At 40.9% G+C, this 26416-nt stretch carries 26 protein-coding genes, 8 tRNA genes and 1 rRNA gene; all 35 read right to left on the reverse strand.

The genetic code is table 11. The features are described 5' to 3' along the window. Positions 1 to 139: 139 nt before the first annotated feature. Positions 140 to 215: transfer RNA gene (locus ERX37_RS10765), tRNA-Ala, on the reverse strand. A 13-nt stretch (positions 216 to 228) separates the two neighbouring features. Continuing rightward, a tRNA-Pro gene (locus tag ERX37_RS10770) sits at positions 229 to 302 on the reverse strand. A gap of 15 nt (positions 303 to 317) precedes the next feature. Beyond that, positions 318 to 394: transfer RNA gene (locus ERX37_RS10775), tRNA-Arg, on the reverse strand. Between the two features lie 13 nt (positions 395 to 407). Further along, positions 408 to 496 (reverse strand) — tRNA-Leu (locus tag ERX37_RS10780). A gap of 36 nt (positions 497 to 532) precedes the next feature. After that, positions 533 to 607: transfer RNA gene (locus ERX37_RS10785), tRNA-Gly, on the reverse strand. Positions 608 to 621: 14 nt separating this feature from the next. Then, positions 622 to 694: transfer RNA gene (locus tag ERX37_RS10790), tRNA-Lys, on the reverse strand. Positions 695 to 703: 9 nt separating this feature from the next. After that, positions 704 to 779, reverse strand: a tRNA-Thr gene (locus ERX37_RS10795). Between the two features lie 11 nt (positions 780 to 790). Further along, a tRNA-Val gene (locus tag ERX37_RS10800) sits at positions 791 to 866 on the reverse strand. 11 nt (positions 867 to 877) lie between these two features. Beyond that, positions 878 to 992 (reverse strand): 5S ribosomal RNA (gene rrf / locus ERX37_RS10805). 217 nt (positions 993 to 1209) lie between these two features. After that, positions 1210 to 2697 (reverse strand): lysine--tRNA ligase, encoded by a 1488-nt coding sequence (lysS, locus tag ERX37_RS10810; RefSeq protein ID WP_133430686.1) that lies wholly within the window; start codon positions 2695 to 2697, stop codon positions 1210 to 1212. A 2-nt stretch (positions 2698 to 2699) separates the two neighbouring features. Then, the gene (gene dusB / locus ERX37_RS10815; protein WP_133430687.1) at positions 2700 to 3698 is read right to left on the reverse strand and encodes a tRNA dihydrouridine synthase DusB; all 999 of its coding nucleotides are present in this window, start codon (positions 3696 to 3698) and stop codon (positions 2700 to 2702) included. 2 nt (positions 3699 to 3700) lie between these two features. Next, a complete protein-coding gene (gene folK, locus ERX37_RS10820; protein ID WP_133430688.1) occupies positions 3701 to 4180 on the reverse strand; it encodes a 2-amino-4-hydroxy-6-hydroxymethyldihydropteridine diphosphokinase in 480 nt (159 codons plus the stop codon). 4 nt (positions 4181 to 4184) lie between these two features. Beyond that, positions 4185 to 4544, reverse strand: a complete 360-nt coding sequence (folB, locus tag ERX37_RS10825) for a dihydroneopterin aldolase (RefSeq protein WP_133430689.1) — start codon at positions 4542 to 4544, stop codon at positions 4185 to 4187. After that, positions 4534 to 5319, reverse strand: a complete 786-nt coding sequence (folP, locus tag ERX37_RS10830; RefSeq protein WP_133430690.1) for a dihydropteroate synthase — start codon at positions 5317 to 5319, stop codon at positions 4534 to 4536. The genes folB and folP overlap by 11 nt, the downstream gene beginning before the upstream one ends. Before the next feature lie 76 nt (positions 5320 to 5395). Next, positions 5396 to 6325 carry a cysteine synthase A gene (gene cysK, locus ERX37_RS10835; protein WP_133430691.1) on the reverse strand — a complete coding sequence of 310 codons (930 nt, stop codon included), beginning with the start codon at positions 6323 to 6325 and terminating at the stop codon, positions 5396 to 5398. Positions 6326 to 6395: 70 nt separating this feature from the next. Then, positions 6396 to 7271 carry an Hsp33 family molecular chaperone HslO gene (gene hslO / locus ERX37_RS10840; protein WP_133430692.1) on the reverse strand — a complete coding sequence of 292 codons (876 nt, stop codon included), beginning with the start codon at positions 7269 to 7271 and terminating at the stop codon, positions 6396 to 6398. A gap of 58 nt (positions 7272 to 7329) precedes the next feature. Continuing rightward, a complete protein-coding gene (gene ftsH / locus ERX37_RS10845; RefSeq protein ID WP_133430693.1) occupies positions 7330 to 9411 on the reverse strand; it encodes an ATP-dependent zinc metalloprotease FtsH in 2082 nt (693 codons plus the stop codon). Between the two features lie 110 nt (positions 9412 to 9521). Beyond that, positions 9522 to 10058, reverse strand: a complete 537-nt coding sequence (gene hpt / locus ERX37_RS10850) for a hypoxanthine phosphoribosyltransferase (RefSeq protein WP_133430694.1) — start codon at positions 10056 to 10058, stop codon at positions 9522 to 9524. 1 nt (position 10059) lies between these two features. Next, the gene (gene tilS, locus ERX37_RS10855) at positions 10060 to 11295 is read right to left on the reverse strand and encodes a tRNA lysidine(34) synthetase TilS (RefSeq protein WP_133430695.1); all 1236 of its coding nucleotides are present in this window, start codon (positions 11293 to 11295) and stop codon (positions 10060 to 10062) included. A gap of 64 nt (positions 11296 to 11359) precedes the next feature. Further along, positions 11360 to 11740, reverse strand: coding sequence for a S1 domain-containing RNA-binding protein (locus tag ERX37_RS10860; RefSeq protein ID WP_133430696.1), 381 nt, complete (start codon positions 11738 to 11740; stop codon positions 11360 to 11362). A gap of 75 nt (positions 11741 to 11815) precedes the next feature. After that, the gene (locus ERX37_RS10865) at positions 11816 to 12175 is read right to left on the reverse strand and encodes an FtsB family cell division protein (RefSeq protein ID WP_133430697.1); all 360 of its coding nucleotides are present in this window, start codon (positions 12173 to 12175) and stop codon (positions 11816 to 11818) included. Positions 12176 to 12186: 11 nt separating this feature from the next. Beyond that, positions 12187 to 12456: an RNA-binding S4 domain-containing protein gene (locus ERX37_RS10870; protein ID WP_133430698.1), complete on the reverse strand. Its 270-nt coding sequence runs from the start codon at positions 12454 to 12456 to the stop codon at positions 12187 to 12189. Next, on the reverse strand, positions 12446 to 13597 hold the full coding sequence (locus ERX37_RS10875) for a MazG nucleotide pyrophosphohydrolase domain-containing protein (RefSeq protein WP_133430699.1): 1152 nt from the start codon (positions 13595 to 13597) through the stop codon (positions 12446 to 12448). The genes ERX37_RS10870 and ERX37_RS10875 overlap by 11 nt, the downstream gene beginning before the upstream one ends. Before the next feature lie 8 nt (positions 13598 to 13605). After that, positions 13606 to 15096: an oligosaccharide flippase family protein gene (locus ERX37_RS10880; protein WP_165982043.1), complete on the reverse strand. Its 1491-nt coding sequence runs from the start codon at positions 15094 to 15096 to the stop codon at positions 13606 to 13608. After that, entirely contained in the window at positions 15083 to 18583 is a 3501-nt protein-coding gene (gene mfd, locus ERX37_RS10885) for a transcription-repair coupling factor (protein ID WP_133430701.1), read from the reverse strand. Before mfd ends, ERX37_RS10880 begins: the two co-directional genes overlap by 14 nt. Beyond that, the gene (gene pth, locus ERX37_RS10890; RefSeq protein WP_133430702.1) at positions 18580 to 19152 is read right to left on the reverse strand and encodes an aminoacyl-tRNA hydrolase; all 573 of its coding nucleotides are present in this window, start codon (positions 19150 to 19152) and stop codon (positions 18580 to 18582) included. The genes mfd and pth overlap by 4 nt, the downstream gene beginning before the upstream one ends. Before the next feature lie 95 nt (positions 19153 to 19247). After that, positions 19248 to 19907 (reverse strand): 50S ribosomal protein L25/general stress protein Ctc, encoded by a 660-nt coding sequence (locus ERX37_RS10895; RefSeq protein WP_133430703.1) that lies wholly within the window; start codon positions 19905 to 19907, stop codon positions 19248 to 19250. Positions 19908 to 20052: 145 nt separating this feature from the next. Further along, the gene (locus ERX37_RS10900) at positions 20053 to 21018 is read right to left on the reverse strand and encodes a ribose-phosphate diphosphokinase (protein WP_133430704.1); all 966 of its coding nucleotides are present in this window, start codon (positions 21016 to 21018) and stop codon (positions 20053 to 20055) included. A gap of 19 nt (positions 21019 to 21037) precedes the next feature. Continuing rightward, positions 21038 to 22393 (reverse strand): bifunctional UDP-N-acetylglucosamine diphosphorylase/glucosamine-1-phosphate N-acetyltransferase GlmU, encoded by a 1356-nt coding sequence (gene glmU, locus ERX37_RS10905; protein WP_133430705.1) that lies wholly within the window; start codon positions 22391 to 22393, stop codon positions 21038 to 21040. Between the two features lie 116 nt (positions 22394 to 22509). Further along, a complete protein-coding gene (spoVG, locus tag ERX37_RS10910; RefSeq protein WP_133430706.1) occupies positions 22510 to 22893 on the reverse strand; it encodes a septation regulator SpoVG in 384 nt (127 codons plus the stop codon). Positions 22894 to 22922: 29 nt separating this feature from the next. Continuing rightward, the gene (locus ERX37_RS10915) at positions 22923 to 23297 is read right to left on the reverse strand and encodes a RidA family protein (RefSeq protein WP_133430707.1); all 375 of its coding nucleotides are present in this window, start codon (positions 23295 to 23297) and stop codon (positions 22923 to 22925) included. A gap of 13 nt (positions 23298 to 23310) precedes the next feature. Continuing rightward, positions 23311 to 24135, reverse strand: a complete 825-nt coding sequence (purR, locus tag ERX37_RS10920) for a pur operon repressor (protein ID WP_133430708.1) — start codon at positions 24133 to 24135, stop codon at positions 23311 to 23313. Between the two features lie 62 nt (positions 24136 to 24197). Then, positions 24198 to 25049, reverse strand: coding sequence for a 4-(cytidine 5'-diphospho)-2-C-methyl-D-erythritol kinase (gene ispE / locus ERX37_RS10925; protein ID WP_133430709.1), 852 nt, complete (start codon positions 25047 to 25049; stop codon positions 24198 to 24200). Between the two features lie 105 nt (positions 25050 to 25154). After that, positions 25155 to 25418 (reverse strand): biofilm formation stimulator Veg, encoded by a 264-nt coding sequence (gene veg / locus ERX37_RS10930; protein ID WP_133430710.1) that lies wholly within the window; start codon positions 25416 to 25418, stop codon positions 25155 to 25157. A gap of 100 nt (positions 25419 to 25518) precedes the next feature. Next, positions 25519 to 26409 carry a 16S rRNA (adenine(1518)-N(6)/adenine(1519)-N(6))-dimethyltransferase RsmA gene (rsmA, locus tag ERX37_RS10935; RefSeq protein ID WP_133430711.1) on the reverse strand — a complete coding sequence of 297 codons (891 nt, stop codon included), beginning with the start codon at positions 26407 to 26409 and terminating at the stop codon, positions 25519 to 25521. Between the last annotated feature and the right edge of the window lie 7 nt (positions 26410 to 26416).

The following is a 26416-nucleotide window of genomic DNA, read 5'->3' on the forward strand; positions in this document are numbered from 1 at the left end:
CTCCATAATAGATTGCTTGATAAAGCTCTTTGACTGCTTGAGCCAGTCACTCTTGGGAATAGCATAAATGCTACTCAAATTATTGGAATTAACGTTGACATATTGTCATTCAGTTTTCAATGTTCATGTTAATAATAAATGGTGGAGACTAGCGGGATCGAACCGCTGACCTCCTGCGTGCAAAGCAGGCGCTCTCCCAGCTGAGCTAAGCCCCCATATATTAGTAAGTCGGGAAGACAGGATTCGAACCTGCGACCCCTTGGTCCCAAACCAAGTGCTCTACCAAGCTGAGCTACTTCCCGTAGCTAATAAATAAATGGCGCGCCCGAGAGGAGTCGAACCCCTAACCTTTTGATCCGTAGTCAAACGCTCTATCCAATTGAGCTACGGGCGCTTATAAAATTAAATGGTGCCGAGGACCGGAATCGAACCGGTACGGTAATCACTTACCGCAGGATTTTAAGTCCTGTGCGTCTGCCAGTTCCGCCACCCCGGCGACTTATGAATAAGTATGATGTTAATTTAGAAATAATGGAGCGGAAGACGGGATTCGAACCCGCGACCCCAACCTTGGCAAGGTTGTATTCTACCACTGAACTACTTCCGCAAAATTATTAATAGTGAGCCATAGAGGATTCGAACCTCTGACCCTTTGATTAAAAGTCAAATGCTCTACCAACTGAGCTAATGGCTCAAGAAGAAATGGTGCCGGAAAAAGGACTTGAACCCTCAACCTACTGATTACAAGTCAGTTGCTCTACCAGTTGAGCTATTCCGGCATAATATTAAATGGTGGAGGATGACGGGATCGAACCGCCGACCCTCTGCTTGTAAGGCAGATGCTCTCCCAGCTGAGCTAATCCTCCGATATGAATCTGTCCGGCAACGTCCTACTCTCGCGGAACGTAAGTCCAACTACCATCAGCGCTAGAGAGCTTAACTTCTGTGTTCGGTATGGGAACAGGTGTGACCTCTCTGCCATCGTCACCAGGCAAATTTCAGTACTTAATGAATTATACGCGCTTGTTATTAATATTTCAACAGTAAATTTTACACTCCATTAACAAACTTTACGTTTGCTTTAAGAATGTTTGTTTCCTGTCTCAAGCGACTTTTTAATATTATATAATTTCTTAAACAAAGTCAATACTTTTCATCATATTTTTTGCATAAAAAAATACTGCCAGCTAAGCGACAGTATTTTATCAATTATTTATGTCTCATATAAGGGAAAAGAAGGACATCGCGGATAGACGCTGAATCTGTCAGCAACATAACAAGCCGGTCAATACCGATGCCTAGCCCGCCTGTTGGTGGCATACCATACTCAAGCGCTTCAATGAAATCATTATCCATTTCATGTGCTTCATCGTTGCCTTCTTCTTTCTCTACCATCTGCGCTTCAAAACGCTGTCTTTGGTCCACAGGGTCATTCAGTTCAGTGAAGGCATTGGCATGTTCACGACGTACGATGAAGAGCTCAAAACGATCTGTAAATCGTTTGTCTTCTGGATTCTGCTTAGCAAGTGGTGAGATTTCTACAGGGTGGCCATATATAAATGTAGGTTGCACAAGTTGTTCTTCCACTTTCTGTTCGAAGAATTCATTTAGGATATGACCATATTTCATTGTTGGTTTGACTTCAATACCATGTTCTTTTGCAAGTTGATGCGCTTCTTCATCAGACTTAACATCATAGAAGTTAACACCTGTGTATTCTTTAACTGCATCAACCATGTGCCATCTGCGCCACTTCGGTGCAAGATTAATTTCTTCCCCGTCATAAGTGACTGTTGTTGAACCTGTCACTTTTTCAGCAAGATAAGCGATAAGTTCTTCTGTCAAATCCATAATATCATTATAGTCCGCATATGCTTCATACAGCTCAATCATTGTAAATTCAGGGTTATGACGCGTAGAAATTCCTTCATTCCGGAATACACGACCTATTTCGTAGACTTTCTCAAGTCCACCGACAATCAGACGCTTTAAATGAAGTTCGATCGCGATACGCATGTAAAGCGTCATATCGAGTGCATTATGATGTGTGACGAATGGACGCGCAGCCGCACCACCCGCAATCGCGTGCATCATAGGCGTTTCTACTTCAAGGAATCCTTTTTGATTCAAGTAGTTACGCATTTCCTGAATAATACGGCTACGTGTAATGAATGTCTGTGTAGACTCATCACTCGTAATCAGATCAAGATAGCGCTGACGATAGCGTTGTTCAACATCCTGAAGACCGTGGAATTTATCCGGTAATGGACGAAGTGCTTTAGCAAGCATCGTAAATGATTTCGCTTTAACAGATAATTCACCTGTATTAGTCTTAAACATCACACCTTCAATTCCTACGATGTCACCCAAATCAGCATTATTCCATAAATCAAACTGTTCATCTCCGACTGCATCTTTACGGACATAGATCTGGATCTGTCCGGATAAGTCTTTAAGATGTGCAAACCCTGCTTTACCTTTGCCTCGTTTTGTCATAATACGGCCCGCAATCGTGACATGTGATTCTTCTTCTTTATCATGTAACTCTTCTTTTGAGAACTGGTCCCATTGTTCAGTCAGGCTTGCTGCAGTTGCTGAACGTTCAAATTTCTGTCCGAAAGGATCGATTCCAAGATCAATTAAATCCTGCATTTTCTGACGTCGGACGAGCATCTGATCATTTAATTCTTCAGTCATTGTTACACTCCTTCTGCTACTTTAGTTTCGTCTAGCACATGTTGCTCGAATGTTCTTAGTATATCAACTAATTCATCGCGTGTCTCTGCTGTATTGATGAGTTTTCGTGCCTTACCATTACCTTTAATACCTTTTAGATACCATGAAGCATGTTTTCTCATTTCCATAACAGCAATCTTTTCCCCTTTTAAATGGATAAGACGATCCAAATGAAGAACAGCGACATCCATCTTTTCAGAGATAGAAGGTTCTGGTTTCAGTTCTCCGGTTTCAAGATAGTGAACGGTACGATAAATCATCCATGGATTACCTAGCGCTTCACGTCCGATCATAACAGCATCCACACCTGTCTCATCCAGCATTTGTTTAGCGCGTTCTGGTGATGTAACATCGCCATTACCGATAACCGGAATAGAGACCGCTTCTTTAACCTGCTTGATGATATTCCAGTCTGCGTGGCCTTCATACATCTGCACACGTGTTCGTCCATGGACGGCAATGGCAGAAGCGCCTGCTTTCTCAATCATTTTCGCATTTTCTACTGCATAGATATGATCGTCATCCCAGCCGATACGCATCTTAACAGTAACGGGCTTACTCACTGCTTCTACTACCGCCGACACCATTTCATAGATTTTCGGTGGATCGAGCAGCCAGCGTGCGCCTGCTTCACATTTAATGATCTTAGACACCGGACAGCCCATATTAATATCGATAATATCTGCTGTGGTATTCTGGTCTACATATTTCGCTGCTTCAACGAGCGTCTCTTTTTCACCCCCAAAAATCTGAAGAGATAATGGTCTTTCATTCTCATCGATATACAGCATCTTCATTGTTTTTTCATTGTTGAATAATATCGCCTTATCACTGACCATCTCTGCACAGACAAGCCCAGCACCGAATTCTTTTACGGTCAGACGAAATGCCGCATTACAGACACCTGCCATTGGAGCCAGTACGACTTTATTATTGATTTCAATATCGCCAATTTTCCACATAATTATAGCCTCACTTTAGTTTTCATTACATCTCGATCTTCAAATACAAGGTCCTTGATGGGTTGCTTACGCACGGGGTGTATAGCATCAGCTGCAATTTCTGCAAGCGGAATCAATACAAAACTGCGTTCTGTCATATAAGGATGAGGGACTTTAAGGTCGGGTTGATCAACAATCTGTTCATCAATCATCAGAATATCAAGGTCGATTGTTCTCGGCCCCCAGTGTACAATTCTTACACGATTTAGCTGTTTTTCAATCTGTTGACAGAGCAACAGCATTTCTTCAGGTGAACGGTCAGTTGTGACTACTGCACAGATATTATAAAAATCTGCCTGTTCGACGCCCCCTACTGGTGCCGTCTCATAGACAGATGATACTGTATCGACCTGCACTTCATTACCTAATAGCTCAAGTGCTTTCCTCAATTGTGCTGCACGGTCTCCTATATTGCTGCCAAGACTCAAGTAAATAGTAGACATTATACTACCTCACACGATGGATTTCAATACCCACTCCATCATAATGACCAGCGATAGGTGGATTTTGTTTAGTTATTTTAATCTTCACTTCTTCAAGGCGATGATACTTGCTAAATAATACGGTGCTGATTCGCTCCGCTACATGTTCGAGCAGTTTAGAAGGTTCTTTCATCCCTTGATCAATCAGATCATACACTTCACCGTAATTGATAGTGGCCTCAAGGTCATCAGTAGACCCCGCTTCTTTTAAATCAAGTGATAGCACCGCATCCACAATAAAAATCTGTCCCAGTTTATTTTCTTCCTGAAACACGCCGTGGTAGCTATAAAATTTCATACCATTAAGAAAAATATTATCCATTATAATTTCCTCTCAGCCGGTCTGTGACTTTAGCAAGCTTTTTATTCATTGAGATATTGTGAACTCTCACAGCTTCAACTCCGTGCATAATACCCCACGCTGTCGTAGCTGCTGTTCCCTCATCTCTTTTATCAGCCGGCAGACCATCATCGAGCAGTTCTTTCACCATCCTTTTGCGACTCGTAGCGAGCAGCACTTTATAACCCACACTGCATAGCTCATCAAGACGTCTCATCACTTCAAGCTCCTGCTGACGAGATTTAGCAAAGCCGATACCCGGATCAAGCCAGATATTATCCTCTTTAATACCCGCTTCAAGTGCAAGGTCCACCTGCATGAGCAGATCATCAATCATCGTTTCCATAATATCATCTGTCTGGAGTTCTTCTTCAGCATTATGCATGAGAAAAATACCTGCATCGTATTTTGCTACAACATCAAAAATAGCAGGATCATATTTCCCCGCCCATTGATCATTAATAAAATCAGCGCCTTCTTTCAATACGGCCTCAGCTACTTCGCTGCGATATGTATCAACAGAAATCAGGACATCATAGGAACGGATAGCTTTTACGACATCTATTACACGTTCCAGCTCCTCTTCCACTGATATTTCCTTAAAACCCGGACGTGTCGAAATGCCGCCTATATCAACAATATCGACGCCTTCTTCAATCATCTCTTCTACACGTCTGACAGCCTGTTCCACACTATTATATTTGCCACCATCTGAAAACGAGTCCGGGGTCACGTTCAAAATTCCCATTATTAAAGTCATCGTCTCACCCTCCATAATGTATCAATTATAACAAATAAACGGGCTATCTCTAATCAGATAGCCCGAAAATTAAAAATTAATGATATTCAGCATAGAGAGGTGTAGATAAGTAACGCTCGCCATTACTTGGTAAAATAGCGACTACATTCTTACCTGCGCCCAGTTCTTCTGCTTTCTTAATCGCTGCGTGAATCGCTGCACCTGAAGAAATACCACCTAAAATTCCTTCTTCACGCGCAACACGTCGACTCATTTCCATAGATTCTTCGTTGCCTACCTGCATGACAGTCTGGTACATCTCTGTGTTAAGCGTACCCGGCACAAATCCTGCACCGATTCCCTGGATTTTATGAGGCCCCGGCTTACCACCGCTCAGGACAGGTGAATCAACAGGCTCTACTGCTACTATTTCTACGTTCGGATGACTCTCCTTAATGACGCTGCCCGCTCCAGAAAGTGTACCACCCGTACCGACACCACTGATAAATGCATCGATTGACAGACCATCCATTGCAGACACAATTTCAGGACCCGTTGTTCTTTTATGAACTTCAGGGTTCGCCATATTTTCGAATTGCTGTGGCATAAAGTAACCCTTCTCCTCTTTTAACTCGTTCGCTCTGGCAATAGCGCCCTTCATTCCATCCGCACCAGGTGTCAGAACAAGTTCTGCTCCGTAAGCACGTAAAAGTGTACGTCTTTCCTGACTCATTGTATCAGGCATTACGAGTACAGCTTTATAACCTTTTGCTGCTGCGACCATCGAGAGCCCGATTCCTGTATTACCTGATGTAGGTTCGATAATCGTATCTCCCGGTTTCAGTGTACCTTCTTTTTCAGCAGCTTCTACCATTGCTAATGCGATACGATCTTTTACAGATGAACCAGGATTTTGATATTCAAGTTTGACATAAATATCAGCAGCTCCTTCTGGAACCACTTTGTTTAATTTAACGAGCGGCGTGTTGCCGATTACTTCAGTAATATTATTGACGCGTTTACTCATTTATATCCACCTCAAAACATAGTATTGTTATCGGATTAAGTGTAACATTTCTCTACTGGACTTAAAAGGATTAAGCTTCCTTTAATGCCTCTAGTTCTTCAACATTGAAATGATATTTCTCACGACAGAAATGACATTCTACTTCTGCACCACCATCTTCTTCAATCATACTATCGATTTCAGCTGTCCCTAGCCCTTTAATAGCTGTCAGAAATTTCTCTTTTCCACAATTACATTTGAATTCTACATCCATGCGATCAATGATACGAATATTGTCCTCACCGAGTACTTCTTCCAGTACTTGTTCCGGCGATAAGCCTTTATCGATTAGTTTTGAGACAGGTTCCATCATACCAATATGCTGTTCAATCGCGCTAATCGTTTCTTCAGAAGCACCTGGCATCAGCTGGATAATAAATCCACCAGCCGCTTTAATGCTGTTGTCAGGATTCACCAGGACACCTAATCCGACTGCGGATGGTACCTGCTCACTCGTCGCAAAATAGTAAGTAAAATCTTCCCCAAGTTCACCTGAAACAATCGGCGTAGAACCGGTAAAGAAATCACGCATACCAATATCTTTTACAATATTAAGTGAACCAGTTGTACCCACTGCACGTGCCACATCCAGTTTACCGTGTTCATTTAAATCGAAGTGTGTCTGAGGATTTGTAACGTAACCTCTCACTTCACCTTTACCATTGGCATCTACTATAATCTGGCCGATTGGACCTCCACCATTAATCGTAATAGTTAATTTCTCCTCATTTTTAAGCATAGAACCCATCATCAGTCCGGCAGTCATCGAACGACCCAGTGCAGCTGATGCAGTCGGCCATGTATAATGTTTCGCCTGGGCTTCCTGTACAGTATCTGTTGAACGTACGCTAAATGCACGTACCTCATCATTAAATGCAAGCGCTCTAACTAAATAATCTTGTGTCATTTATATTCTCCTTTAAAAAATCCCTTTCATCTTGCGATAAGAGGAAAGGGATTATCTATTAAAATTTGTCTTTATCTAATCGGTCAATCTTCGGATCCGGCTCATTATTATTTTCATCTCGAGTTTCCTCATCATCCTGAAGTTCACGTTTCACGTCTTCATAAGATGAGCCCACTTTGTCATTTTCCACAGTTGCATCACTTTCATTATCCTTGATAATGACTCGCTCATCGGTTGTACGAACTTTAACACGGTCATCATCCATATGATAGAGGTGTGAATCATCATAACTCACTTCTGGCAATGTCCCTTGATGGAATAAACTATCAATCTGATTCGCCACTAATGTCTCTTCGACTAATAATGTCTCAGCAATCAGATCGAGTTGTGGACGGTGCTCTGTCAGAATCTGCTTACAACGCTCATAAGATTCCTTGATAATACGTTGGACTTCAAGATCGATTTCATAAGCAATTTGATCAGAATAATTAGGTTCATGACCCATATCACGACCAAGGAAAACTTCGCCTTCGCTTGTACCGAATTGAAGAGGTCCAAGTTTATCACTCATACCATATTCAGTAACCATTTTACGAGCAATACCTGTTGCACGTTGGAAGTCATTATGTGCGCCAGTAGAAACTTCACCGAAAGTAATTTCTTCCGCAACACGCCCACCCAGTAAACCGACAATTTTGTCGAGTAGCTCAGGTTTTGTCATGAAGTAACGATCTTGCTTTGGTAACATCATCGCATAGCCGCCAGCCTGGCCACGTGGAACGATTGTTACTTTATGAACCATCTCTGCTTCATCCAGCACTTTACCGATTACTGTATGACCTGCTTCATGCCAGGCAACGATATTACGTTCTTTCTCAGAGATCACACGTGATTTCTTAGCAGGACCTGCAATAACGCGGTCTGTCGCTTCATCAATATCACGCATATCGATCTTTTCTTTGCCTTGACGCGCTGCTACAAGAGCAGCTTCGTTCAGTAAGTTTTCTAAATCTGCACCTGAAAAACCAGGTGTACGCTGACTGAGTGCCTTAATATCCACAGTTTCATCAAGCGGTTTATTACGCGCATGTACTTTAAGAACCGCTTCACGACCCTTAACGTCAGGACGTCCAACTTGAATCTGTCTATCAAAACGACCCGGACGAAGTAATGCCGGATCAAGAATGTCAGGTCTGTTGGTCGCGGCAATCATGATAATACCTTCATTTTCACCGAAGCCGTCCATCTCAACGAGTAACTGGTTCAATGTTTGTTCACGTTCATCGTGACCCCCACCGACACCGGCACCACGTTGACGACCGACTGCATCGATTTCATCGATGAAGATGATACAAGGGGCATTCTTTTTCGCATTTTCGAATAAATCGCGAACACGGCTTGCACCGACACCGACGAACATCTCAACGAAGTCTGAACCACTGATTGAGAAGAAAGGTACACCCGCTTCTCCAGCCACTGCACGTGCAAGCAACGTTTTACCTGTCCCTGGAGGACCGACGAGTAAGACACCTTTGGGAATACGTGCACCCATTTTTTTGAATTTGCGATTGTCTTTTAGGAAATCAACAATCTCAACAAGTTCCTGTTTCTCTTCATCCGCTCCTGCAACATCTGTAAAGCGGACTTTTTTCTTTTTGTCATCATAAAGTTTAGCTTTAGATTTACCGAAGTTCATCACACGGCCGCCACCGCCGCCACCTTGCGATTGTGATAAAAAGAAGATAACGAAGAAAGCAAGCAATAAAAGAGGCAGTAAAGTCGACATTAAACCTAAAAAGACATTATCTTTATCAGCTGGTTTGATGTTAAATTCCATTTTTCCTTTATTAGATTCAGCGATATCAGTAATACGCTTTAAATCTTCTTCGTTGTTATAAAGTACAACTGAAGTAAATGATTCATTTTCTTTGGCATCCTTTAACTTACCACTCACTAAATAAACGTTTTGTTCAGGCTGTAATGTCAGTTCTTCAACATTACCCTTCTCAAGTTCAGTCATCAATTTAGTATATGTGATAGGTTTCGGCAAGGCACCGTTACCGTTAATCCAAGAGAAAACCCCAAAAATGACGATACCAAACAAGGCTATCATCAAGACATTACGTAAGGCTTTTTGCATTCACATTGTCCTCCTACTCATTTGTAAAGCTAGATGAAATTTTAACATATTTTGATATTAACTCTCTACTAATTAAACTTAAAAAATCAAAAATAGTCAAAGTATTCAAATTAACGATAGACTTCTTCCTTAAGCAATCCGATATAAGGTAAGTTTCTATACTTTTCCTGGTAATCAAGTCCGTAACCCACTACAAAATCATCTGGAATTTTTTCACCCACATATTTTGCCTGAATATCCACTTTGCGTTTTGAAGGTTTATCGAGTAAGGTCACAATTTCGATAGAGTTAGCTTTTCGATAACTCAGAAGGTCGATGATTGAATTAAGGGTTGTACCTGTCTCAAGAATGTCCTCAATAATAATTACATCACGTCCTTCAACAGATGTGCCTAAATCCTTAAGGATTTTCACTTCTCCTGTTGATTCCATGCCGCCGTGATAGCTCGATACATCCATAAAATCCATTTCAACGTGAGTATCAATTTCTTTGATTAAGTCTGTCATAAATAAGACAGAGCCTTTTAAGATACCCACGCATAAAGGTACGGTATGCTGATAGTCTGCTGTCAATTGTTTACCGAGACGTTGGCAGGCAGCTTTAATTTGTTCCTCTGTTAATACAATACTTCCAATATCATTATGCATATTATTCTGCTCCTTTATAATTAATGATAAGCTTTTCATTGACTGGATGTTGATTCCGTTTCAAGTGTCCGACTGCAATAATCTCATTCTGAACGGAAATGACTGGCATCCGACTGCGTAATGCATTCGGCACCTTCGCATCAATCATGATTCGATTGAGTTTCTGACTGTGACCATTCATTTTGATTCTATCACCTCGCTGCAACACTCTTACATTGATTATATCAGTTATCGGCTCTATTAGTTCAATCATATAGCCATTAAATTCATATTGCCCGGGTAATGAAATATCGAGCGTCTTAACGAGCTTACTCTGCTCCATGCAATACACCTTGTCATATGCTATTACGAAGTACAGATGCTCCGTCAATACATAGTCAGCCTGTGAAGTTGTACTTGTGATGACTCGGATGATTTCGTCCAGATAATGATGCGATAGTGAAATGAATTTTTTCTCCTGCTGCGAAAGCCCTATCAAGACTTGTCGCTGGACTGCTTTAGGCAGCTGACTGAACTCCTGCCGGTTGTAGTACCCTCTGCTTGTAAAGACTTCAATAATTGTATATGCCTGCATCTCCACAAGTGACAGCATCTCCTGCTGCCATTCTGCCAGCTCAGAAAGATGGTCAGCGGATAGATGGTCAATATTATCGATGACAGGCAGCAGCTGAAGCCGGATCGCATTTCTCGTATAATCCGCTGCCCTATTCGACTGATCTTCTTTATAGGGCACCTTATTTTCCTCAGCATATTCGTACAATTCAATTTTGGATTCATTAAGTAGTGGTTTATAGATTGTGTAACCTCTATCCTCAGTCTCCGCTGCCATTCCAAGGGGCTGTGTAAAGAAGCGACCTGTGAGTAACCGAAATAAAATAGTTTCATTCTGATCATCCCGATGATGAGCCGTCAGCAGACAATCAATATTATGACGCCTGATCATCTCATCAAAAAACTGATAGCGGTAATCCCGTGCAGCATTCTGTATACTGTGATGAGGATTAAAATAGTCAGCAGGGATTCGGTGCATCAGAAATTTCAGCTGATGCTTCTCCGCATAGGTCTGAATCATCTCTGCTTCTTCATCGGATTGCGCTCTTAATCCATGATGGATATGCAGAATAGTTAAAGTTTTATAGCGACCAGTTAATCTGACTTTATCAAGCAGCACCATTGAATCCACACCACCAGAGACGGCAATGGCTACATGATCTGTTCGTCTCCACTTAGTTTCCATTCTGCACCTCCTGAAATAACAAAAGACTGCCTCATTCGAGACAATCTTTTACTCATACTAGTGACTAACGGCGCGCGCCTCCGCCCCGACGTTCTGTCTGGCGTTTTGCAGAAGTAAGTCTTTCCTCACTATCTTTAAGGAAATTAGAAAGTTTCTTTTCGAAATCTTCGGGCTTCTTCTCTTGTTTTGGTGCTGCTTGCGGTTTTGGACGATCTTTTGCTTTCTTGATCGACAGACTGATTTTGCCATCATCTCCGACTGACAGAACTTTAACTTCTACTTCCTGTCCCATCTGCAGATGATCCGCTACATTTTCTACATAGCTATCAGCGACTTCACTGATATGGACAAGGCCACTTTTACCTTCAGGTAATTCAACGAACGCACCGAAATTCTTAATACCTGTAACTTTACCTTTTAACTTACTACCGACTTCAATTGACATAAGTTTGCTAAATCCTCCTGATATTTTATCCTTAACTTATTATATGCTTCATCCTAGGAAATAACAACCGACTCGCTATTTTTCTGTGTCTTCTTCCGGCAGTTTAAAAATAATTTCACCATCATTGCTCAGGAAATATTCACTACGCGCAACTTTTGTAATATATTCTTTACTGTTTAACTGCTTAAGTTCTTCTTTAAGTGCCATCTCACGGTCTTTTAATTTCTTGAGCTCTTCAGTTTTAGTCTGATAAGCCGTCTTCAACTCTCGGTTCTGATTCATCTGAACAATAAGCAGAATAGACAGAAATAATAATATCGCAAGCAGGAACCCGCCAAAGACCATCAGTCTCTTCCGGACAACTTTACTTACTTTCAGCTGAATCCTTCTATCTCTAGTATAAGCATTATCGATTTGTTTCACTTTACGAGCCATGAATCTGCCTCCTATTCTGGCGCAGAATTAATTTTCTCTTCTTTTTTCACTTCAAACATCTGCTTCGCATTATCTTTAGTGGCATGTTCTGATAACCCGGTTACTTCTACAGTGATGATGCGCTGACCCAGTCGGATAACCAGTTCATCTCCAACCGCAACAACTGAAGATGCTTTAGCTACATTGCCGTTGATTGTGATTCTACCTTGATCGCTTACTTCTTTCGCCAGTGTACGACGTTTAATCAGACGTGACACCTTTAAATATTTATCAAGTCTCATAATTAACCTCCTTCACCGCTTCCTCTAGAGAAGCGCCTTCTTTTACTTTATCGTAGAGTGTCATGAAGAGATCAGCGAACTGTTTCTCCATCTTAACTTCACGTTTTTTCTTACCTTCATTTTTCTTTTCCTGTTCCCATACCTGTGTTAAGTCATCAAGATTATTGACGACCGCGTCTCTAAATACATGAGGATGGCGACGCACCATTTTATCTGTGATGCCTTGAGTGACTTCCCTCAAATCAAATGATTCATCTCTTCTGGCAAGTGCGGCGTGGAATACGACCTGCAGCAACAGATCACCTAGCTCTTCAATCATGTGTTCGATATCATCTTCATCGACTGCCTCCATAAATTCGAAGCTCTCTTCAATCAGATAACGGCGTAGCGATGCATGTGTCTGCTTCTGATCCCACGGACAACCTTCCGGGCTGATAAGTATAGTCATTACACTATGCAGTTCTGAAATTTCTCCGTACAGGCCCTGTCCTTCTGCTGGTGGAATATAGAGACTCGTCAGATTGCTTTCTTCAAAGTCATGATCCAGTTCAAACAACGGAATTTCCTTTACTTCTGCGCCTTCATTTCTTGCAGCTGTTATCACTTTAACAGGATGTTCCGCTGGATAATAGTCAAGCAGTGTCACCTTGAGATCACTTGCCACAATCTGATCATACACCTGCGTGACCACTAAACCGATGCGTATGTTCAGCTGACGTCCATCAAAAGCCGTTGCATCCAGCATCTGAAAGCCATCATTAGGATCTACTTTTACCGCAGTGAACAAGTCATCAATAAAACTTTTTCCGCCTTTGATTTCTATGTCTTTACCTCGCTCCAGCAGTAACTGAGTAGTAGACTCTGCTACCATTGGATGGCCCGGCACTGCATATAGAATATCTTCATTTTCACTCGCATCACTCAATACATCTACAATTTCCTGATACACTGCTGGAAATTGATCATGTTTTTCATAGATAGCATCAAAACTATGCCAGTCTACTTCAGGTAATGCCTCAATAACGGGGTGCTTCATTGTCCTAACATATACTTTTCTGTTCTGTGTCAGTAGTTTATATATACCGTACGGCAGTTCGTCAATTCCATAATTACCAAGACCGATAACTGTTATTTTATTCATGCTTTCCCTCACTTCATAAATCTAATGATATAATCTCCAAAAGGCAGAAGCATCCATTCTTCAGCTGTTATTATTCTAAACTTAATCAGTGCAAAAAGAACAATCACAACACCTGCACAGACACCTGACAGTGAAACGAGCAACGCACTCATTCTATCACTATAAGGTAACAGAACAATCCCTTGTAATGCTACTGACATGAGGACAAGCGTCAATGTCCAGCGCACTAAAAAGGTTTTAAATGCCCATGTATAACCTTTTGCGATTTTACTGTACAGAATGCAGGCATAGACTATTAGTCCACTGACTGTGGCAATTGCTGCTCCTAGTATACCAAAACGTGGAATCAGGAGTATATTCAGCACAATTTTCATCAGCAGTCCCACTGTTACACCTAAACCTTGTACAGCATAGTCCTCCGTAATCTGCAGCATTGCTGTGAACATAATAATAAGCGATACAAAAATAATAGCAAGCATATAGACAGCAAGTGTCAGTGCCTGTGTATCACTTTTAAATAAAAAGAGATTGAATGGTTTGATCAGATTTAGGAGTCCAATGCTTGCTGCACTGCTGAAAATAATAGTGATTTTCAGTGCTGAACTTGCATAATGATTCATTTCCTTCAACCTCATCATACGCTTACTTTCAGCCAAAAGAGGGATTAAAACAAGTGCAAATGATGTCGTGACGATTAATCCCATCTGTATAAAAGAGGCACCTCGGTCATAAATCCCTTTTAGTTCTCTACCTTCAGCCAGACTGTAACCCGCCTGCTTCAACAGATTTAATACCGAAAAACTATCTACTAGCTGCCATAGAATCATAATTAGATAACTTAGCGCATAAAATAAAGTAAGCAGCAGGAATTGCTTCAATTCATTCGGCTGAAGACGACTTTCAGGCTTTATTGTTTTCTTTTTACTTTTCAAATAGAGCCAGGCACCACTTAAACCTAAAAATGAACCCCATAAACTGAGCATGCCACTTTCGTAAATAGACCATCCTCGCGTAAATAAATAGATAGCCAGCATAATAACAGACACCCGCAACATCTGATCGATCAGTTGTGAGATGGCGATCTGCTTCATATCACCTGCTCGCTGTAGCTCTCCTCGTGCCACCGCAACGAAACTAAACGGCAGGAGTACGAGAAGAGAAACTCTGAACATCGTTGTAAGGGCAGGATCTCCCATCAACTTTGCAATGAAACCACTGAGTAACAGCAGGACCATTAAGATTCCTAGACTGCTGATGCTCAGTAATCGATAAACTTTATTCGCATACTCACTGCTGAACTGGCTAATGACACTCGGGATAGCATTCAAACTTAAAACTGCGACAATGGCTACAACAGGATATACTTGCTGATAGGCATATAAACCTGCATCACCTAACACATTTTGATAAGGTACACGGTAAATAGCGCTCAGAATTTTCACGAGCAGCATGGTCACTGTCAGTACAATGACTGAATTAAAGGCACTATTCCTCGCCATTGATTTCAATACTTCCTTGCATAACATCGGTCAACTGTACGAGTGATTGCAACCAGTTGCCCCGTTTTTTTAAAGATAATAACATCTGATTGTCAGTGACGCCTACTTTTAAGTCTCGTCCAAAACTTTCACTATCCTTAAAGAGCTTCTCACCATTTATTCTAGCCGTCGAAGCTGCAGATACCGTTATCTCAATTTCCTTAGGCTTTTCTTTCACATTCGTAATCCCTAACTGGAAAGCATTGATTTTAACTTTAACGATGTTCAGCAGTCTCTCCACTTCGATAGGGTAATCACCGTAACGATCGGTCATCTCATCCATAACGTCCAGCAGTTCCTGTTCTGTCTGAATGTGACGGAGCTTCTTGTAGAATTCAATTTTTGCTTGTTCCTCGCGAATATATTCAGCTGGAATATAGGCATCCACCTGCACATCGACTTCTATTTCTGGACGTCGCTGTTCAGGCTCAATCCCTCGTTTTTCGTTCACTGCCTGCTGCAGCATCTCAGAATACAGATCATAACCTACTGAGTCGATAAAGCCATGCTGCTGTCGACCTAACAGATTACCAGCACCCCGGATGTTGAGGTCACGCATAGCGATCTTAAATCCAGAACCGAGCTCAGTAAATTCCTTAATGGCCTGCAGTCGCTGTTCTGCCACTTCTGTCAGTACTTTGTTCGGTGCATGCAGGAAATAAGCATAACTGATACGATTACTCCGGCCGACTCGTCCTCTAAGCTGATAAAGCTGACTGAGTCCGAAACGATCTGCATCTTCAATAATAAGCGTATTCGCATTCGGCACGTCAACACCCGTCTCAATAATGGTCGTTGTGACGAGCACGTCATATTCACCATTGATAAAGCCGAGCATAGTTTCTTCTAATTCTCGCTCTGACATCTGACCATGCGCAACAGCAATATTTGCTTCCGGCAGCATCGTCTGTAGTTGTTCCGCTTTCTGGTAAATAGTAGAAACACGATTATAGAGATAAAATACTTGCCCATTACGTGCTAACTCACGCTCAATCGCTTCTTTAATGAAGTTATGCTGATATTCCAGTACATAAGTCTGTACAGGAAAGCGGTTTTCAGGCGGTGTTTCAATAACAGATAGATCTCGTACACCGAGCAGACTCATGTGCAGAGTTCTCGGAATCGGTGTTGCTGTAAGCGTGAGTACATCGACATTGGTTTTCAATGCTTTAATTTTTTCTTTATGTGTTACACCGAACCGCTGTTCTTCATCCACAATCAACAGACCGAGATCTTTATAAATCACGTCTTTACTTAGTAATTTATGCGTACCCACCACAATATCGACGAAACCAGATTTTAAGCCCTCTTTTGTTGCTTTGATTTCCTTTGCTGTTCTGAAACGACTCATCATCTGAATTTCAACTGCATAGTCCTGCATCCGTTCCAGAATCGTTTCGTAATGTTGCTGTGCGAGTATCGTTGTCGGCACAAGAAACGCAACTTGCTTCCCGTCCATCACTGCCTTAAATGCTGCACGAACAGCTACTTCTGTCTTACCATAACCCACATCGCCACATAGTAGGCGGTCCATCGGTTTCACTTTTTCCATATCTTCTTTAATTTCCTCAAGTGAACGCACCTGATCTTCAGTTGGTTCATAAGGAAAGTCCATTTCAAAAGTATTCTGTTCTTCGGTGTCAGGACCAAATTGATAGCCTGCTACACGTTCACGTTCCTGATAAAGTTTCAGCAACTCATCCGCGATATCGTTGACACTTTGCTGGACTTTTGCCTTCGTCTTCTTCCATTCTGTACCGCCCATTTTATTCAGCTTAGGTTCTTTATCTTCTGAGCCGACAAACTTCTGGACATAGGACATTTGATCAACAGGTACGAAAAGCTGATCCGTTCCTTTGTACTGAATCTTAATATAATCTTTATGAATCTGATTAACTTCAAGCGTCTCAACACCCAGGTAACGTCCTACCCCGTGGTAAATATGTACAACGTAGTCACCCACATTGAGTTCCTGATAAGATTTTATTTTTTCAGCATTGGATAGCTTTTTTTGATTACGTCTCGGTTTCTCTTTACGTAGCTTAAAAAGCTCGCGCTCTGTAATCACTGCAAGCTTCATGTAAGGTAATTCAAAACCTTCCGATAAATCACCACTTGTAATAATTGCAATTCCCGGTTCCGCCGTGCGTTCAACTGCAACAGGTAACTGCATATCAAGCAGCATATCCTGTATTTTCTTTTTACGTGTTGGATTGGATGCGAGAACAACCATTGTATAATCCTGCTTTCTAAAACGGTCGAATTCTGAAAACATCAGATCATATTGACCATAGAACTGCTGAACTGGTTTACATGAAAACTTTACGATTTCTTCAATCTTGACAGGCATCGTTGCAGTGAAAAGAGTGAAAAAAGTAGTCGTAAAATGATTCAGTAATTGATGAAAAGCATCGTCGTTAATAAAGCGCTGACCGATAAACCCACGACCGCTTTCAATCAACGACTGCTGAAATTCTTCTATTTCTCGTGTCATCGATTGTTCCGCTTCTTTCACACGATTATATTCATCTACTACGACAAGTGCATTCGGCATTAAGTAATCGACGATAGTCGTTTCTTCCGGATAAGCAAATTTAATCGCTCTTCTTAAAATATTATGATCCAGAAGCTCAGCTGAATGTGAAATCAAATTGTCATAAGTTTCATGCAGATCCTGCTTTGCTTCTTTTGATAGTTTTTTCTCAGTTTCGTCGAGTGCTGCTTTTAGACCTGTTCTTATCCGCTCAATCTGCTCATCGTTAAAAATAAACTCACTCGCAGCTGTAATCTCAACACGTTCAACATTTTCTTCTGATCGCTGGGTATCTGCATCAAAATAGCGAATGCTATCTATCTCTGTATCAAACAGTTCAATACGAATCGGACGTCCGATCATCGGAAATACATCAATTAAACCACCGCGAACGGAAAATTCGCCTACTGTTGTCACTTGATTGCGTCTGATATATCCCATATCGACAAGTTGCTGCTGAAAAGCTTCAAGTTCAATATCCATACTTAATTGTAATTGAATCACATGAACTTTAAATAATTCTTTCGGGCTCAGCAATTTCTTAAGTCCGTTGATCGGTATGATAAATAGACCCTTACTGTCATTAGACAGACGAGTCAATGTCCGGATTCTCTCACTCATTAAATCTGGACTCTTCGTAGAGAATTCCTCAATCATAATATCCTGGACCGAATATTTATAGAGTTCATCTGCCGGTATAAGCTGGCCTAAATCATTTTCGAGTCGTTCTGCCTGATAAAGGTTATTCGTAATAATCACCATCTGGCGGTCATGTGCTAAATATTGCTCAGCCATCATCACTGCTTTTGCTGAAGGATTAAGACCGGTAATCAGTAAATTCTTCTGGCTGAAGACTTCTGATAATTCCTTAAAGCGCTGATCTCGCTGAACAATATTGGAAATGATAGGTTTCAATTCACATCACCATTATATTGATTCATAACATTTTCAAATCGTTCTCCGGATAAAAAAGTTTCACATGCTTCTATCGTGCGGTCTATCACGAGGTCCATAGTGATCATCTCTTCTGCCGAAAATTTCTGCAGCACAAAATCTGGTACTTTCATTCGACCTGGTGGTCTTCCAATACCGATACGAATACGTTTAAATACATCACTCCCTAAATGGTGAATAAGTGAACGAATGCCGTTATGTCCACCTGCTGACCCTTTTGGTCTTAAACGCAGACGCCCTGGCGGCATATCCAGATCATCATAAAGAACGAGAATATCTTCTGTCGGGACCTGATAATAATCCAGAAGCGGACGGACTGCTTCACCAGATGCATTCATATAAGTCATAGGTTCTATCAGCAGCACCTTCTCGCCATTAATCGTAGCAATGGTGTACAAGCCATTGAACTTCTGCTTGTCTAATTCCAGTCCATGCTTCTCACAAAAAGCATCTATAACCATGAAACCGATATTATGTCTTGTGTTATTATATTTACGCCCGATATTTCCGAGCCCGATTATACATTTCATAGGAACCTCCATTTACAGTTCATTATTTCTATTATACCGATTTTAAGCATATAAAAAAACAGACAGCCTCCGGCTGTCTGTTAATAATAAGATATTTATTCCGCTTTTTCTTCAGCGTCTTTTTCTTCTTCTCCGCCTTCAGTAGCTTCAGCGTTCTCAGCTTCTTCGCCTTCTGCCGCTTCTTCGCCTTCTTCTGGCTCTTCGACAACTGTTGGAGGTACGACAGTAACAATTGTTTCATCATCTTCATTGTTGATTGTATAGTTTCTGCTATTACGTAATTCTTCAACTGTGAATGAATCACCGATGTTTAATTCAGTAACGTCTACTTCAATTGTTTCAGGGATTTCGTCTGGTGTTGCTGTTACTGATAAAGTGAATAATGGTTGTTGTACAACGCCACCTTCTTCAGCACCTTTAGCTTCACCTGTTAATGTAACGGTTACATCCACTGTTAATTCAGCTTTCATATTGATTGCAAGGAAGTCAATATGTGTAACTTGCTGTTTAATTGGATCAATCTGGTAATCTGATACCATCACTTTAGTTGAACCAGAGTCTAATGCAAGTTCAATAACACCGTTACGTCCTACTTCACGCATCACCTTGATGAAATCTGCATTATTGACATGAACTGCTGTATTAGTTGCACCGTAACCGTATATAACTGCTGGAATGTTACCTGTCGCTCTTAATGAATTAAGTTCTGAACGTGAAGATTTACCTTGTCTTTCGACTGCTTTTAAATTAGCCATGTTTATATCCTGCCTTTCATGTTCCTTATCCTAAGGAACTCCTACGTCTGCCCATCAGTTGTGGTAACCTGCTTGCATAACGTTTATTTTCTCTCATACATCATAATTACCCCACTAAGAGAAAGCTAAACATTCATTTTAAAAATTAATCGAATAAACTGCTGACAGATTCCTGTTCATATATACGGACAATGGCCTGAGCAAGTAATTGCGCAACAGATAACTGAACAATTTTAGATGGTCGCCCTTCTTGTGGCAGATTGATAGAATTCGTTACGACAAGCTCTTTAATCGCTGAGTCTGTAATGCGTTCAAATGCCGGACCTGAAAGAACAGGATGTGTACAACATGCATATACTTCATTTGCACCTTTATCGATCAGCGCTTGGGCTGCAATTGAAATAGTACCTGCTGTGTCGATAATATCATCAATGATAATAGCTGTTTTACCGTTGATATCGCCTACAATATTCATTACTTCAGCAACATTAGGCTTTGGACGACGTTTATCAATAATAGCGATTGGTGCTTTCAGGCGATCAGCCATTTTACGGGCACGAGTAACGCCACCGTGGTCAGGCGAAACAATGACCAGACTATCTAAATCAATATCTTTTTTATTCAGGAAATATTCAGATAAAATAGGTTCCCCCATTAAATGGTCAATTGGAATATCAAAAAATCCTTGAATCTGTGGAGCATGAAGATCAAGTGCGATGACACGGTCCGCACCCGCTGTTTCAAGTAAGTTCGCAACAAGCTTTGCAGTAATCGGCTCACGGCTGCGCGCTTTACGATCTTGACGTGCGTAACCATAATACGGCATTACTACGTTAATCGTTACAGCAGACGCACGTTTTAAGGCATCAATCATAATCAGAAGCTCCATTAAGTGATCATTAACAGGATTAGATGTTGATTGAATAATGAAAACATCGCAGCCGCGAATACTTTCTTCGATATTAATCTGAATTTCACCATCACTGAATCGCTTAACACTAGATTTACCAAGAGATAATCCAACATGCTTCGCAATTTCATCCGCTAGCGGGTGATTGCTTTCGAGAGAGAATATTTTTAATTTCGTGTCTTTCATTTCGTTGTATAACATTTTTCAGCCTCCACAGCTTTTATTTTTTATAGTAACCCTCTTTAGTCGTCTGGCGCGCTCTACCTAAAGCAAGACTTGCTTCAGGTACATCATCTGTAATGGTTGAACCTGCTGCTACAAAAGAGCCATCTCCAATTGTAACAGGTGCTACCAGGTTAGAGTTACAGCCGATGAAAGCATCTTTACCGACTACTGTCTTAAACTTGTTCTGACCATCGTAATTGACTGTAATAGAACCACAGCCTACATTAGTTCGTTCACCAATTTCAGCGTCTCCAATGTAACTTAAGTGCGAAACTTTTGCTTCGTCATGCAGTTTTGCTTTTTTTACCTCAACAAAGTTACCGATTTTCACTTCACGACCAATATCACTACCTGGTCTCAGCTGAGCAAATGGTCCAACGCTTGAGTACGCTCCAACGACAGAGTCTGTCACGACTGACTGCTTGATTTTTGCACCCTCACCGATTGTACTATTCGTAATTTCACTATGGGCTGTCACCTCAACTTCAGTGCCGATGACTGTTCGTCCTTTCAGTGAAACGCCTGGATGAATAATCGTATCTTGCCCAATTTCTACTTCACTATCAATATATGTAGTATCTGGATCAATTAAAGTGACCCCGTTCAACATATGCATCTGGTTAATACGCCGTCTCATCAACTTCTCTGCAAGCGCAAGATTGACTCGGTCATTAACGCCTAATGTCTCTTCAAAATATTCAGTTGTATAAGCTTCAACTCGTGCATCGTCTTCTTTAAGTAATCGGATGACGTCAGGTAAATAATATTCAGATTGAGCATTATCGTTTTTAACAAGTGCCAGTTTTTCAAAAAGTGCCTGATTATCAAAACAGAATGTTCCTGAGCTTACTTCATTTATCAGCTTCTCTTCGAAACTCGCATCTTTTTCTTCAACAATTCTTTCCACATTGCCATATTCATCTCTGACAATACGTCCATAGCCGAAAGGTTGATGTGTTTTAGCCGATAATATAGTGGCTTTAGCACCACTTCTCTCATGATGCGCGATTAAGTTTTCAATCGTCTCCTTTGAAATAAGGGGAGTATCTCCACAAATAACGATTGTAGTTCCTTTATGTGCCCCTAAATGTTCCTTCGCCATAGACACGGCATGAGCTGTTCCAAGCTGCTCTGACTGCATACTGAAAAGCGATTCATTACTTAGTAATTCTTTAACTTGTTCTGCTCCGTGGCCTACAATTGTTACAATTTCTGATACACCTGCTTGACGAATATTATCAAGCACATGTTTAACCATCGGCTTGCCCGTCACAGGGTGAAGAACTTTATAAAGCTTAGACTTCATTCGTGTTCCTTTTCCTGCAGCAAGGATGATTGCTTGTTTAGTCATATTGAAAGCCTCCAAAATTTGCGTTATATCCATTATAATTTAATATCCATCTGACTTTCAAGCACTTATGGAGATATAAAAAAAGAGAGCACGTATGTGCCCTCATTCTTCATCCATTATTTTTCAAGATCTTCTTCTACAGTTGTCTCTGAATCATCTTCAATCAGACCTTCTGCCTCGATGCTTGTCGCATCCTCTGAACCTTCATAAGTCTGCACGGTATCATCTGAAGCATTTACTGCAGGATCAGGTGTTTCATCATAAACTTTAATTACTGCCTGCTGAATCTCTTGCCGCATTTCACTATTGATAGGATGTGCGATATCCCGGAATTCCCCATCAGGTGTACGTTTACTCGGCATTGCCACAAACAAACCAGAATTCCCTTCAATCACTCGCAGATCATGAATGACAAAGACTTCATCCAAGGTGATAGATACGAGTGCTTTCATACGGCCATCAGTATCGATTTTCCTAAGTCGAACATCTGTTACTTTCACTTGTGCTGCCCCCTGTCGGATATTTTTGCTTAACGGACTAGAGCTACAACCTCAATTTCGACTTTTACGTCTTTAGGTAATCGACTGACTTCTACACAGCTGCGTGCGGGAAGATGCTCAGTGAAATAACTGCCATACACTTCATTAATTACAGGAAAATCATTCATGTCGCTAATGAAAATAGTCGTTTTTACGACCGAACTGAAATCTGCACCACTGTCAGCAAGTACAACCTGAAGGTTCTTCATCACTTGCTCAGTTTGTGCCTGGACATCCTCACTGACGATAGCGCCTTCTGTTGTCAAAGGAATCTGTCCACTTGTATAGACCATATTGTTCACAACAACTGCGTGACAGTACGGTCCAATTGCTGCGGGTGCATTTTTAGAAATAATTGATTTCATCATTCATTCTCCTCTATTTAAAATGGTTCAGACAATTACCTTTTTCTACAGTAAAAGATTGGTTATATTCATCAACATCTGATAATTTAACCAGTGAAGTATAGTCTTCTATTAAGCGATGCTTTACTTCTTTAGATTCTACAAGTACAGATACCCCTGCAACCTTCGCTTTAAACTCACTCATTAAATTCATTACGCCGGTGATAGAGCCGCCTGCTCGCATAAAATCATCAACAATCAGCACGTTAGAACCTTCCGGTAATGTCCTTTTTGACAGAACCATCGTCTCAATTTTACGCGATGAACCTGACACATAATTAATGCTGACAGTAGATCCTTCTGTTACTTTGTTATCCTTTCTGATAACCACGACAGGCAGGTTCATAATATTTGCAACAGCATTGGCCAGTGATATACCTTTTGTCGCAATAGTAACAATTGCATCAATTTCTCTATCCATATACATAGTCGCGATCAATTCACCTACTTGGCCAAGTAACCGCGGATTTCCTACCATATCAGACATGAACAAATAGCCGCCGGGTAATAAACGATCATTTTCCTGCAGTCTTTCTATCAGATGTTCTATCAGACTTTCAGCTTCTTCCTTGTACATCTTAGGCTTAAAAGTCACACCTCCGCTTGCTCCAGCGGTCGTCACAATAATACCCACCTTCTCTTTAAGAAACGTCTCTTTTATGATCTGAATATCTTCACTTATAGAAGACTTTGCCTGATCAAATTTCTGTACAAAGAAAGTGAGGGGCACTAATTCATTAGGATGGCGCAATAAATAGCTTGTCATATAGACAATTCTTTCACTCCGTTTAAACTTCATTCTTTAGCCTCATTTACGTATGTTTTAAATATAATATAACATAAACGTTCGGTTTTTCAAGTTTATCCGAGTAAACGAATCATATAGACTTCCTTGCAGCAGCCTTTCAGCGCATTGACTACGCTTTTGGCCTGTCTTTCTTTGCTGGCCAGTCCGTATACTGTAGGCCCACTGCCACTCATCATCGTCGCATCAATCCCAGCTTTTTGCATCGTCTCTTTGAGTGATTGAATAACCGGATGCATCTCAATGGTCACTTTCTCAAGTGTATTACCCAGACTATTAATCAATAGCTGATAATCTCCCGTCTCAAGTGCTTCTATACATTGAGTAGTAGGTATCTTTTTATCCTCACTACTTACTTTAAGCGCGCCATAAACATCTGCCGTTGAGACACTGATGTCAGGCTTCGCGAGTACCACCCATGCAGCTGGAGGCTTCGGCAGAGGGGTCAGTTTCTCTCCTCGGCCTTTGCACAAAGCCGTTTTACCGTACACACAAAAAGGAATGTCAGAACCAATTTCAGCTGAAAGCTCACTTAATTCTTCTAATGATAAGCCAAGTTCGAATAATCGGTTCATCCCTCGAAGCGTAGCGGCTGCATCGCTCGAGCCTCCAGCTAGACCTGCTGCAATGGGAATTGCTTTATCAAGCGTAATAGTAACCCCTTGCTTAATCTGATAGCGATCCATCATCAATTTAGCCGCTTTATAAGCTAAATTACGGTGATCAGTCGGTACGTATCGATGCTCTACCTTCAATACAATTTTCTTATCTTTTCTCTTTTCAAGTGTCAATCGATCGTTTAAATCTACAGTTGTCATGATCATCTCAACTTCATGATAACCATCTTCACGTTTATAAAGTGTATCTAGCGTTAAGTTAATTTTGGCTGGTGCTTTTTCGTAAATCATCCCTCGTCCTCACTTAAAATTAATAGTACAATTCTATCATATTTATGAATGGTTGGGAGCGCCAAATAAAAAAAGCATATCCTAAGATATGCTTTGCTCGTTATGTTATTGAACGAGGAATTCCTCTTGATTTTCATCGACAAATGTCACTTGGACATTCTCTGTCAGCACGTCAGTATATGTATAAGACACGCGTTCAAAATTGTGCTGGCTTTGATCAAGCTCAACAATGAAAACTGATGGATAAGTTTCTTTCAAGACACCGCGGCGCTCGATTAACTTCTTACGGCCTCCATTAGCTCTAAGTACAATACGGTTTCCTAACTGACAATCAAGAATTTTTTTGATGTCTATTAATGTCTTTGGCATATTGACCCCACCTCGCTATGAGGAAAATTATATCATTTTTATAGTAATTAGTCAAATAAAATTTAAATTTTATCAAGTCCAGACGAGGTTGTCAATATATTTATATTGATAATGTGTTAAAATGCTTAAAATTATTAGATAATTCTGCAAATTCATTTAAAGACAGACTCTCTCCTCGTCGATTAGGCTCGACTCCTGATTCTTCCAGCCATTTGATGATATCTTCTTTGTACAATTTACTCTCTTTAATCACACTCATATAATTATTTAATATGGTTTTGCGACGTTGTACAAATGCACTTCGCGTCAGTTTGAAGAATAATGCCTCGTCTTCTACCTGAACTGCCGGATGAGGTAATGTCGTTAATTTAACGACGAGCGAGTCGACATTAGGTGGTGGCATAAAGACACCTTTGGGTACTACCATTACCTTTTCTACAGTTGTATAATACTGAACTGCAATGGATAAAGAGCCATAACTCTTAGTCGATGGCACCGCACTAAGTCGATCTCCTACTTCTTTTTGCATCATGACAACATAACTTTTAATAGGTAGATGCTGTTCCAGCAGTCCCATGAGTATAGGAGTTGTGATATAGTAAGGCAGATTCGCAACCACTAGTATCTCTTCACAGTCGCTTAAGTGTGTCTCAATCGCTGCTTTAACGTCTGCTTTCAGTATATCTTCATTAATTACTGTCACGTTGTCATAAGGACTCATCGTATCCTCAAGAATAGGAATCAGACGTTGATCAATTTCAAATGCCAGAACTTTTTTAGCTCTTTTAGCGAGCTGCTCAGTCAGTGACCCCATACCAGGTCCGATTTCAATAATACCTGATTTCTCAGTGATTCCACTTGCACTGATGATATTATTGATGACATTCGTATCAACAAGGAAGTTCTGTCCCAGACTTTTCTTGAATGAAAAACCATATTTATCGAGCAGCATCTTCGTTCTGAGCGGTGTTGCAATATCTTTATAATTCATACTGTTT

Origin of the sequence: Macrococcus hajekii, assembly GCF_004359505.1 — a bacterium.
GTDB lineage: Bacteria > Bacillota > Bacilli > Staphylococcales > Staphylococcaceae > Macrococcus > Macrococcus hajekii.

Bases quoted from the DNA above. Each gene is read 5' to 3' on its own strand.
- lysS (WP_133430686.1), bottom strand. From the start codon at position 2,697: ATGACTGAAGAATTAAATGATCAGATGCTCGTCCGACGTCAGAAAATG.
- dusB (WP_133430687.1), bottom strand. From the start codon at position 3,698: ATGTGGAAAATTGGCGATATTGAAATCAATAATAAAGTCGTACTGGCT.
- folK (WP_133430688.1), bottom strand. From the start codon at position 4,180: ATGTCTACTATTTACTTGAGTCTTGGCAGCAATATAGGAGACCGTGCA.
- folP (WP_133430690.1), bottom strand. From the start codon at position 5,319: ATGACTTTAATAATGGGAATTTTGAACGTGACCCCGGACTCGTTTTCA.
- cysK (WP_133430691.1), bottom strand. From the start codon at position 6,325: ATGAGTAAACGCGTCAATAATATTACTGAAGTAATCGGCAACACGCCG.
- hslO (WP_133430692.1), bottom strand. From the start codon at position 7,271: ATGACACAAGATTATTTAGTTAGAGCGCTTGCATTTAATGATGAGGTA.
- ftsH (WP_133430693.1), bottom strand. From the start codon at position 9,411: ATGCAAAAAGCCTTACGTAATGTCTTGATGATAGCCTTGTTTGGTATC.
- hpt (WP_133430694.1), bottom strand. From the start codon at position 10,058: ATGCATAATGATATTGGAAGTATTGTATTAACAGAGGAACAAATTAAA.
- tilS (WP_133430695.1), bottom strand. From the start codon at position 11,295: ATGGAAACTAAGTGGAGACGAACAGATCATGTAGCCATTGCCGTCTCT.
- ERX37_RS10860 (WP_133430696.1), bottom strand. From the start codon at position 11,740: ATGTCAATTGAAGTCGGTAGTAAGTTAAAAGGTAAAGTTACAGGTATT.
- ERX37_RS10865 (WP_133430697.1), bottom strand. From the start codon at position 12,175: ATGGCTCGTAAAGTGAAACAAATCGATAATGCTTATACTAGAGATAGA.
- ERX37_RS10870 (WP_133430698.1), bottom strand. From the start codon at position 12,456: ATGAGACTTGATAAATATTTAAAGGTGTCACGTCTGATTAAACGTCGT.
- ERX37_RS10875 (WP_133430699.1), bottom strand. From the start codon at position 13,597: ATGAATAAAATAACAGTTATCGGTCTTGGTAATTATGGAATTGACGAA.
- ERX37_RS10880 (WP_165982043.1), bottom strand. From the start codon at position 15,096: ATGGCGAGGAATAGTGCCTTTAATTCAGTCATTGTACTGACAGTGACC.
- pth (WP_133430702.1), bottom strand. From the start codon at position 19,152: ATGAAATGTATAATCGGGCTCGGAAATATCGGGCGTAAATATAATAAC.
- ERX37_RS10895 (WP_133430703.1), bottom strand. From the start codon at position 19,907: ATGGCTAATTTAAAAGCAGTCGAAAGACAAGGTAAATCTTCACGTTCA.
- ERX37_RS10900 (WP_133430704.1), bottom strand. From the start codon at position 21,018: ATGTTATACAACGAAATGAAAGACACGAAATTAAAAATATTCTCTCTC.
- glmU (WP_133430705.1), bottom strand. From the start codon at position 22,393: ATGACTAAACAAGCAATCATCCTTGCTGCAGGAAAAGGAACACGAATG.
- ERX37_RS10915 (WP_133430707.1), bottom strand. From the start codon at position 23,297: ATGAAATCAATTATTTCTAAAAATGCACCCGCAGCAATTGGACCGTAC.
- purR (WP_133430708.1), bottom strand. From the start codon at position 24,135: ATGAAGTTTAAACGGAGTGAAAGAATTGTCTATATGACAAGCTATTTA.
- ispE (WP_133430709.1), bottom strand. From the start codon at position 25,049: ATGATTTACGAAAAAGCACCAGCCAAAATTAACTTAACGCTAGATACA.
- veg (WP_133430710.1), bottom strand. From the start codon at position 25,418: ATGCCAAAGACATTAATAGACATCAAAAAAATTCTTGATTGTCAGTTA.
- rsmA (WP_133430711.1), bottom strand. From the start codon at position 26,409: ATGAATTATAAAGATATTGCAACACCGCTCAGAACGAAGATGCTGCTC.